The sequence below is a fragment of the Streptomyces bobili genome, assembly GCF_002154575.1.
Classification (GTDB): Bacteria; Actinomycetota; Actinomycetes; order Streptomycetales; family Streptomycetaceae; genus Streptomyces; species Streptomyces bobili.
On the sequence record NZ_MUBA01000035.1, the window covers coordinates 1 to 9,642 of the forward strand.

Below are 9,642 nucleotides of genomic sequence, written 5' to 3' on the forward strand. Positions count from 1 at the left end.
GCGTCCTGCTCGCCGACGACCAGGCGCTGCTGCGCAGCGCGTTCCGTGTGCTCGTCGACTCCGAGCCCGACATGGAGGTCGTCGGCGAGGCGTGCGACGGGGCGCAGGCGGTCCGGCTCGCCAAGGAGGAGCGCGCCGACGTGGTCCTGATGGACATCCGGATGCCCGGCACCGACGGTCTCGCCGCGACCCGCCTGATCAGCGCCGACCCGTCCCTCGCGGGGGTCCGCGTGGTGATCCTGACGACCTTCGAGGTCGACGACTACGTGGTGCAGTCGCTGCGCGCGGGCGCCTCCGGCTTCCTCGGCAAGGGCAGCGAACCGGAGGAGCTCCTCAACGCCATCCGGGTCGCCGCCGGCGGGGAGGCACTGCTCTCGCCGACCGCCACCAAGGGGCTGATCGCCCGCTTCCTCGCCCAGGGCGACGCCGGGGGCGACGGCGACGACCCGGACCGTGCGAAGCGGCTCTCGGCACTCACCGGCCGGGAGCGCGAGGTTCTCGTCCTGGTCGCCGGCGGCCACTCCAACGACGAGATCGCCGAGCGCCTGGAGGTCAGCCCGCTGACCGTGAAGACGCACGTCAACCGGGCCATGGCCAAGCTCGGCGCCCGTGACAGGGCCCAGCTCGTGGTGATCGCCTACGAGTCCGGGCTGGTACGCCCAAGGGTGGACTGATCTCCACCCGGCCGTACTGCACCCGGAGTATGCGCCGGATAAGGAAATCGACCTGGGGCTTAGGGATCGGGCTCTCCCGATGGCTCAGGGTGTAGGGGAGGGCGCTCACATGTGCTCGCGCCCCCCTTTCCCGCTTCCTGCCGTGCCGCTTCTGCCGCTCAGAAGAGAGACCCGTAACCCATGTCCTGGCTGTCGAAGTTCAGCCTCGCGCAACGGGCCCTGATAGGCCTGATGTCCATCATCGCGATCGTGTTCGGCGCGATCGCGATCCCGCAGCTCAAACAGCAGCTCCTGCCCACCATCGAACTGCCGATGGTGTCCGTGCTCGCGCCCTACCAGGGCGCCTCCCCTGACGTCGTCGAGAAGCAGGTGATCGAGCCCATCGAGGACAACCTCGAAGGGGTCGACGGCATCACAGGCGTCACCTCCACGGCGAGCGAGGGCAACGCCGTCATCCTGGCCTCCTTCGACTACGGCAACGACACCAAGCAGCTCGTCGCCGACGTCCAGCAGGCCGTCAACCGGGCCCGCGTCCAGCTCCCGGACGCGGTGGACCCGCAGGTCGTCGCCGGTTCCACGGACGACATCCCGACCGTGGTCCTCGCCGTCACCTCGGACGGGGACCAGCAGGCCCTCGCCGACCGGCTCGACACGACCGTCGTGCCCGCGCTGAAGGACATCGACGGCGTCGGGCAGGTCACCGTCGACGGCGTACGCGACCTGCGTGTCACCGTCACCCCGGCCGACGCGAAGCTCGCGAAGGCCGGACTGACCACCCAGTCCCTCGCCCTGGCCCTCCAGGCGGGCGGCGTGACCGTCGCGGCCGGCTCCTTCGACGAGGCGGGCGGCAACCGCACCGTCCAGGTCGGCGGCGGCTTCACCTCCCTGGAGCAGATCCAGAACCTGGTGATCCCCGCCCAGGCCGGCGGCAAGCCGGTCCGCCTCGCCGACGTGGCCACCGTGCGCCAGGAGGAGGCCCCGGCCGACTCCATCACCCGCACCGACGGCAGGCCCAGCCTCGCCGTCGCCGTCACCATGGACCACGACGGCAGCGCGGTCGCCATCTCCGACGCGGTCGAGGACAAGCTGCCCGGCCTGCGCGAGGACCTCGGCTCCGGCGCGTCGATCACGGTCGTCAGCGACCAGGGCCCGGCCGTGTCGAAGTCCATCAAGGGCCTGACCACGGAGGGCGCGCTCGGCCTGCTCTTCGCGGTCCTGGTCATCCTGGTCTTCCTGGCGTCGGTCCGCTCGACGCTGGTGACGGCGGTGTCCATCCCGCTGTCCGTGGTCCTCGCCCTGATCGTGCTGTGGACCCGCGACCTGTCGCTCAACATGCTGACCCTGGGCGCGCTGACCATCGCCATCGGCCGGGTCGTCGACGACTCGATCGTCGTCCTGGAGAACATCAAGCGCCACCTCGGCTACGGCGAGGAGCGCGAGACCGCGATCCTCACCGCGGTCCGCGAGGTGGCCGGCGCGGTCACCTCCTCCACCCTCACCACGGTCGCGGTGTTCCTGCCGATCGGCCTGGTCGGCGGCATGGTGGGCGCCCTGTTCGGCTCGTTCAGCCTCACCGTCACGGCGGCTCTGCTGGCCTCCCTGCTGGTGTCGCTGACGGTCGTCCCGGTCCTGTCGTACTGGTTCCTGCGGCCCCCGAAGGGCACCTCCGCGGACGCCGAGGAAGCCCGCCGCGCGGCCGAGGAGAAGGAGGCGCGGAGCCGCCTCCAGCGCATCTACGTCCCCGTCCTGCGGTTCGCGACCAGGCGCCGCCTGATGAGCGTGGCCATCGCGGCCGTCGTCCTGATCGGCACCTTCGGCATGGCCCCCCTGCTGAAGACCAACTTCTTCGACCAGGGCGAGCAGCAGGTCCTGACCGTCAAGCAGGAACTGGAGCCGGGCACCAGCCTGGCGGCGACCGACGCCCAGGCCAAGAAGGTCGAGCAACTGCTCGCCGGCACCGAGGGCGTGAAGGACTACCAGGTCACCATCGGCTCCTCCGGGTTCATGGCCGCCTTCGGCGGCGGCACCGACAGCAACCAGGCCTCGTACCAGGTGATGCTGGAGGACTCGGCGTCCTTCGAGGACGTCCAGGACCACATCGAGGACGGACTGAAGAAGCTGTCCGGCATCGGCAGCACCACGGTCGCCGCCGGTGACGGCTTCGGCAGCCAGGACCTCAGCGTCGTCGTGAAGGCGGCCGACGCCGGGACGCTGCGCAAGGCGGCCGAGCAGGTCCGCTCCGCCGTGGCAGACCTGGACGACGTCACGGACGTCACCAGCGACCTCTCGCAGAGCGTGCCGCGCATCTCCGTCAAGGCGAACGCAAAGGCCGCGGCGGCCGGGTTCGACGAGCAGACGCTGGGCGCCGCGGTCACCCAGGCGGTCCGCGGGACCACCGCGGGCAAGGCGATCCTGGACGACACCGAGCGCGACGTCGTCATCACCTCCGCCGCGCCGGCCACCACGCTGGCGCAGCTCAAGGCCCTGCCCCTGGGCCCGGTGAAGCTCGGCGACATCGCGACCGTGCAGCTCGTCGACGGCCCCGTGGCCATGACCCGCATCGACGGCCGGCGCGCGGCCACCGTCACCGCGCGGCCGACCGGCGACAACACGGGCGCGGTGAGCGCCGACCTGACGTCGAAGCTCGACGCGCTGAAGCTCCCGGCGGGCGCCACGGCCGAGATCGGCGGCGTCTCGCAGGACCAGGACGACGCGTTCAAGAACCTCGCCCTGGCGATGCTCGCGGCGATCGCGATCGTCTTCATGCTGCTGGTGGCGACCTTCCGGTCACTGGTCCAGCCGCTGATCCTGCTGGTCTCCATCCCGTTCGCGGCGACCGGCGCCATCGGCCTGCTGATCGCCACCGGCACCCCGATGGGCGTCCCGGCGATGATCGGCATGCTGATGCTCATCGGCATCGTGGTGACCAACGCGATCGTGCTGATCGACCTCATCAATCAGTACCGCAAGCAGGGCTACGGCGTCGTCGAGGCCGTGATCGAGGGCGGCCGTCACCGGCTGCGCCCGATCCTCATGACGGCGCTGGCGACCATCTTCGCCCTGCTGCCGATGGCCCTGGGCGTCACCGGCGAGGGCGGCTTCATCGCCCAGCCGCTGGCGGTCGTCGTGATCGGCGGCCTGATCACCTCGACGCTGCTCACCCTGCTGCTCGTCCCGACCCTCTACGCGATGGTCGAACTCCGCAAGGAGCGCAGGGCGAAGGAGCGCGCGGCGAAGCGCCAGCCGGCCGAGCCGGAGAAGACCCCGGAGCCGGCCGGAGTCTGACCCCGCCGCGCCGGTACCCCTTCCCCCGTACGGGTTCCCTATCCTGTGAACTCGAACTGCTCGACGGGGGAAGGGGATCGGTCGGTGCCACTGCACAAGGACGATCCGAAGGCGCTCGGCGGATACCGGATAGTGGACCGGATCGGATCCGGGGGCATGGGCGTCGTCTACCTGGCCCGGTCCCGGTCCGGGCGTGAGGTCGCCGTCAAGGTGGTGCACGCCCAGTACGCGCAGGACAAGGTCTTCCGGGCCCGCTTCCGCCAGGAGATCGAGGCCGTCCGCAGGGTGAGCGGGGCCTTCACCGCCCCGGTCCTGGACGCCGATCCGGAAGCGGTCCGGCCCTGGATGGCCACCCAGTACGTGCCCGGTGCCGCGCTGTCGGCCCGGATCCGCGACGCCGGCCCGCTGAAAGGGACGGAACTGCGGCGGCTGACCCTCGGGCTGGTGGAGGCGCTGCGGGACATCCACCGGGCCGGGGTCGTGCACCGCGACCTGAAGCCCTCCAACGTCCTGATGGCCGAGGACGGCCCCCGGGTCATCGACTTCGGCATCTCCCGCGCCACCGAGAACCAGACACTCACCGAGACCGGCCACGCGATCGGTACGCCGCCGTTCATGTCCCCGGAGCAGTTCAACGACGCCCGGTCGGTCGGCCCGGCCTCGGACGTCTTCTCGCTGGGCGCGCTGCTGGTGTTCGCCGCGACCGGACGCGGGCCCTTCGACACGGACAGCCCCTACCTGACGGCGTGGCGGGTGCTGCACGAGGAACCGGCGGTGGGCGCGGTGGCCGAGCCGCTGCGCTCGGTCCTGTCCCGCTGCCTGGCGAAGGACACCGCCGACCGGCCCGGACTCGACGAACTGGCCGAGGACTTGGCGAGGGCGCTGCCCGAACACGCGGCGGGTGACCCGGAGACGGTGACCCTGCGGAAGCCGCCCCGGCCCGTGGCGGGCGAGGAAGGCGGCGAGCCCGCCGCCCCGTCCCGCCCCAATCGCCGCTCCCGGCTTCGCCGGTGGCCGGTGCTGGCCGGGGTGGCGGGCCTCCTGGCCGTGACGCTCACCGGCTTTCTGCTGTCCGCCCCCTTCGGAGGGGCCTCGGACGGTACCGGCTGGGCCCCCCTGCCCGACGGCTGGGAGCCCTGGCGGACCTCGGTGTTCGGGACCGCCGCGAGCGGGGTGACGCAGCCGCCGGGCCGCGAGGCAACCTATTCCGGCGCACCCTTCTCCTGCGAGATGAACAAGGGTGCCCTCTACTGCGGGGGCGGCGACGGGGTTCTCCCGGTCCGGATCGACGGGACGACGGGCCGGCTCGACTGGCGGGCCGACAGGCTGCCCTCCCTGGGGGAGAAGGGGTACGGGAGCAGTGTCCTCGGGGTGCGCGACGGTGTGCTGCTGGTCACGCAGTCGGCTCTCAACAGCGCGGGAGACGACACGACCCCCAGCGTCGTCGCCCTCGACTCCGTCACCGGCAAGCGGCTCTGGGTGCACCCGATGAGCACGACCGGCGTCACCGCCGCTCTCGTGGGAGATCTGCTGCTGACCCCGGACGCCAACCGGGTGACCGCCCTCGACGCTGTCACCGGCAGCCATGGCTGGACGGTCACCCTGCCCGCCGGGCCCAGCTACGGCTGCCAGTTCTACGACGTCGACAGCGTCCCGTACGCGGGCTGCACCGACGCGGGCAAGCCGACACGCACCGTGTTCTACGCCGTCGACCCGGCCGACGGCTCGACCCGGAAGGTGAGTGTGCCGGACGGCGACTCCGTGTATGTCGGCGCCGTCGACGGTGACCTGGCCTTCCTGACGCAGGTGGTGCCGGAGGCCCGCAACCCCCAGGAATCGGCGTACGGCGAGGTCCTGCTGATCGACCCGGACACCGGAACCGTACGGCGGAACACATTGCCGGGCGGCCCGCGCGGCATGCCGGCCCTGGTGGGCGGAGTGCTCTGCTTCGCCTCCTCCCGAGGGGAGTTGGCTGCCCACTCGCCCGAGACGGGTGAGCAACTGTGGCGTACCTCGACGACCCTTCAGCAGCCCGGCACACCCGTCGCCGACGGGCAGGGGCGAGCGGTGTTCGCCGCCAGCGCCTCCGGACGGGTCGCCGCCCTCGACCTCGGGACGGGCAGCCTCATGTGGGAGTCCGCCGCGCGGGCCGAGCAGGTAGTCGGGTTCGGGTACTCCACGGCGCGGGTGTTCCTCGACGAGGGCGCCCTGGTGGTGCTCACCCCCGACGGGACCGTCTTCACGCTGGACCCGGGCCACCCCGACCGGAAACCGAGGTCGGGGTGATCCGGGGCCCGTGCGGTCCGGTTACGGCAGCGCCAGCATCCGCTCCAGCGCGAGCTTGGCGTACTTCTCGGTCTCCGGGTCGACCTCGATGCGGTTGACCAGCTTGCCCGCGGCCAGGGACTCCAGGGTCCAGACCAGGTGCGGCAGGTCGATGCGGTTCATGGTCGAGCAGAAGCAGACCGTCTTGTCGAGGAACACGATCTCCTTGCCCTCGGGCGCGAACCGGTTCGCCAGCCGGCGGACCAGGTTCAGTTCCGTGCCGATGGCCCACTTGGAGCCGGCGGGCGCGGCCTCCAGGGCCTTGATGATGTACTCGGTCGAGCCGACGTAGTCCGCCGCGGCCACGACCTCGTGCCGGCACTCGGGGTGGACCAGCACGTTCACGCCGGGGATGCGGGCGCGTACGTCCTCCACCGACTCCAGGCTGAAGCGGCCGTGCACCGAGCAGTGGCCCCGCCACAGGATCATCTTCGCGTCGCGCAGCTGCTCGGCGGTCAGTCCGCCGTTCGGCTTGTGCGGGTTGTAGAGGACGCAGTCCTCCAGGGACAGGCCCATGTCGCGGACGGCGGTGTTGCGGCCCAGGTGCTGGTCGGGCAGGAACAGCACCTTCTCGCCCTGCTCGAAGGCCCACTCCAGCGCGTTCTTCGCATTGGACGAGGTGCAGATCGTGCCCCCGTGCTTGCCGGTGAACGCCTTGATGTCCGCTGAGGAGTTCATGTACGAGACGGGCACGACCTGCTCGGCTATGCCGGCCTCGGTCAGCACGTCCCAGCACTCGGCGACCTGCTCGGCCGTCGCCATGTCGGCCATCGAGCAGCCGGCCGCCAGGTCGGGCAGGACCACCTTCTGGTCGTCGGACGTCAGGATGTCCGCGGACTCGGCCATGAAGTGCACACCGCAGAACACGATGTACTCGGCCTCCGGGCGGGCGGCCGCGTCCCGCGCCAGCTTGAAGGAGTCGCCCGTGACGTCGGCGAACTGGATGACCTCGTCGCGCTGGTAGTGATGCCCGAGGACGAAGACCTTGTCACCGAGCTTCTCCTTGGCGGCGCGGGCCCGCTCCACCAGGTCCGGGTCGGACGGCGAGGGCAGGTCGCCGGGACACTCGACGCCCCGCTCACTCCTCGGGTCGGCCTCGCGGCCGAGCAGCAACAGGGCGAGGGGGCTCGGCTGTACGTCGAGCTCCGTGGTCTGGGCGGTGGTCACGGCACGCACCCTTTCTACTTTTCGTCGATCTGACGTTATCTATCATAACCCGCTTCACGTCACTTTGACGATGGTCATTGCGTCGATGTGACATGAATCCCGGCGCCGCCGCGTGGCCTCGTCCACAGCGCGCCCAGGGCCGCTGTTCGCTGCCGCGCGGGTGTGCGAGCATGAAGGAACGGGCGAAGAGAAGTTGCCCGGCCCGTGGAATGAATCCGCGGCCCCGCCGGTTGAAACCGTCGGCAAGCAGTCTCCGTACAACCCGGGAGAGATGTAGATGTCCGTATCGGACGAGACCAGCACCGTCACCGACGGCATCATCCTGTCCGACGCCGCCGCGGCGAAGGTCAAGACCCTGCTCGACCAGGAAGGCCGCGAGGACCTGGCCCTGCGGGTCGCCGTCCAGCCCGGCGGCTGCTCCGGCCTGCGCTACCAGCTCTTCTTCGACGAGCGTTCCCTCGACGGTGACGTGGTCAAGGACTTCGACGGCGTCAAGGTCGTCACCGACCGCATGAGCGCCCCGTACCTGGGCGGCGCGTCCATCGACTTCGTGGACACCATCGAGAAGCAGGGCTTCACGATCGACAACCCGAACGCGACGGGCTCCTGCGCCTGCGGTGACTCCTTCAGCTGAGCCGTCCGCACGGCGTACGGAAGGCGGCGGCCCCCTCCGAGGGGCCGCCGCCTTCCGCATGTCCGAGGTCTGCCGGGTTCTGCCGGGTTCTATCGGGGCCGATCGGGGCCTATCGGGGCAGCCGCGCCCCCGGCTTCTCCAGCGGGACCTGCTTGCCGTCCGACCCGACGACCTTCCGGTCGCCGAGCGGCTCGTCCAGCTGCACGGTCCGGTGGAAGAACTTGGCGATCTTGATGCAGATGGTGTCCGGCCACGGCTTCTCGGTCACGGTGACCTTCACCTGGCCCTCGCTCTCCACCGCCTTCGCGGTGTAGTCGGAGCACACCCCGCCGGTGAAGCCGACGACCAGCTCGCGTCCCTCGGCCGTGTAGCCGTCGACGGTCACGTCACGGGTCTCGGTGCCCGAGGTGGGCGCCTCGGAGGGCGTGGCCGCCGGGGGCGCGCTCAGGAACTCCGGCTCGACCGCCGGATGCGTCACCGTGTAGTCGTCCCCGGCCCCGGTCGCGCGTACCGAGAACAGCCAGGACGGCACCAGCACCTGCCGGCCGCCCGAGGCGTGCGGGGCGAGCCCGAACACCGCGTCCTCGACCGTGAGTGTCTCCTTCTGCGGCACACCGGCCGACGTCTCGCAGGAGCTGTCCACCTGGTCCTCGGCCGGCACGGGCGTGGCGCAGCCGCCGATGCCCACCCGGTGATCGGCCCCCGGCGCCGCGTTCATCCGGTCCAGCGTCTCCTGCGCACCCAGCACGGGGTACGTCTCTCCCTCGGCCGGCGCCTTCACCTGGCCGTTGCCGCCGACGACCTCGCCCTGGGCGCTGACGGTGACGCCGGTCGTCCAGCCGTAGGTCGGCAGCCCGTCGACGAGGGCGTCGGCGTTCACGATCCGTTGCGCGCCCATGACCTGGCTCGCGTCGATCTTGGCGTCGTCCTGCCCGACCGCCTTGAGGACCGGTGCCGCCGCCTTCTTCGCGGCCGCCTCACTCACCGGGTCGACGGACGTGGCCGTGGCCTCGGGAGTGCAGACGGCGGAGCCGCTCTTGCAGTCGTCGGTGCCGGGGGCGTACCGGCTGAACGTCCACAGACCCGGCGCCCCCTTCTCCACCCGGAGCACCGGCCCGGACCCGTCCTTCCCGGAACCGACCTTCCAGGCCTGGCCCTCGGTCACCGGAGTTCCCTCGACGCCCAGCGCGCCCGCCAGCCGGGCCACCTCGGCCCGCGTGACCTCGCCCTTCGCCCAGTACACGGACGCCGAGGCGGGACCGTCGGGCAGAGCGCCGCCGGCCCGGTAGGTCACCCCGTACGGGTTCGGCTCGCCGGGTGCGATGCCGTTGCCCGGCTCGGACGCGGGGGCGTAGTCGTCCAGCACGAGCGCCGGGGGAGTGCTGCCCCCGGAGGAGGGCGCTCCGGCGCTGCCGTCGGTCCCGCCGCCCGCACTCGCGGCGAGGTAGGCGCCACCCCCTCCGACGACCAGCACGGCCGCGGCGACCGAGGCGACGAGCACGGAGGACCGTCGCCGGCCGCCCTCGTGGGCGTGGTCGGCGTGGTCGGCGTCGTCGG

General features: G+C 71.4%; 6 protein-coding genes. 4 read left to right on the forward strand and 2 right to left on the reverse strand.

Features of this window, described 5'->3' with window-relative positions:
• From BZL64_RS03310 to BZL64_RS03320, 3 genes are all read left to right on the forward strand, one after another.
• The coding region (locus BZL64_RS03310; RefSeq protein WP_107430195.1) for a response regulator at window positions 1-674 on the forward strand (674 nt) is incomplete at its 5' end.
• A gap of 180 nt (window positions 675-854) precedes the next feature.
• Window positions 855-3,959, forward strand: coding sequence for an efflux RND transporter permease subunit (locus BZL64_RS03315; protein ID WP_086765955.1), 3,105 nt, complete (start codon window positions 855-857; stop codon window positions 3,957-3,959).
• Between the two features lie 84 nt (window positions 3,960-4,043).
• Entirely contained in the window at window positions 4,044-6,245 is a 2,202-nt protein-coding gene (locus BZL64_RS03320; RefSeq protein WP_086765957.1) for a protein kinase domain-containing protein, read from the forward strand.
• A 21-nt stretch (window positions 6,246-6,266) separates the two neighbouring features.
• On the opposite strand, the gene nadA is transcribed toward BZL64_RS03320, so the two are convergent.
• Window positions 6,267-7,451, reverse strand: a complete 1,185-nt coding sequence (gene nadA, locus BZL64_RS03325; protein ID WP_086765961.1) for a quinolinate synthase NadA — start codon at window positions 7,449-7,451, stop codon at window positions 6,267-6,269.
• A gap of 277 nt (window positions 7,452-7,728) precedes the next feature.
• Between nadA and erpA the strand changes: the two genes are divergently transcribed.
• Window positions 7,729-8,085, forward strand: coding sequence for an iron-sulfur cluster insertion protein ErpA (gene erpA, locus BZL64_RS03330; RefSeq protein WP_073497023.1), 357 nt, complete (start codon window positions 7,729-7,731; stop codon window positions 8,083-8,085).
• A 109-nt stretch (window positions 8,086-8,194) separates the two neighbouring features.
• Here the strand turns inward: erpA and BZL64_RS03335 are convergent.
• A partial coding sequence (locus BZL64_RS03335) for a hypothetical protein (protein WP_244205160.1) occupies window positions 8,195-9,642 on the reverse strand: 1,448 nt, incomplete at its 5' end.

Excerpts from the sequence above, each read along its gene's own strand:
- erpA (WP_073497023.1), top strand. The coding sequence starts at position 7,729 with ATGTCCGTATCGGACGAGACCAGCACCGTCACCGACGGCATCATCCTG.
- BZL64_RS03315 (WP_086765955.1), top strand. The coding sequence starts at position 855 with ATGTCCTGGCTGTCGAAGTTCAGCCTCGCGCAACGGGCCCTGATAGGC.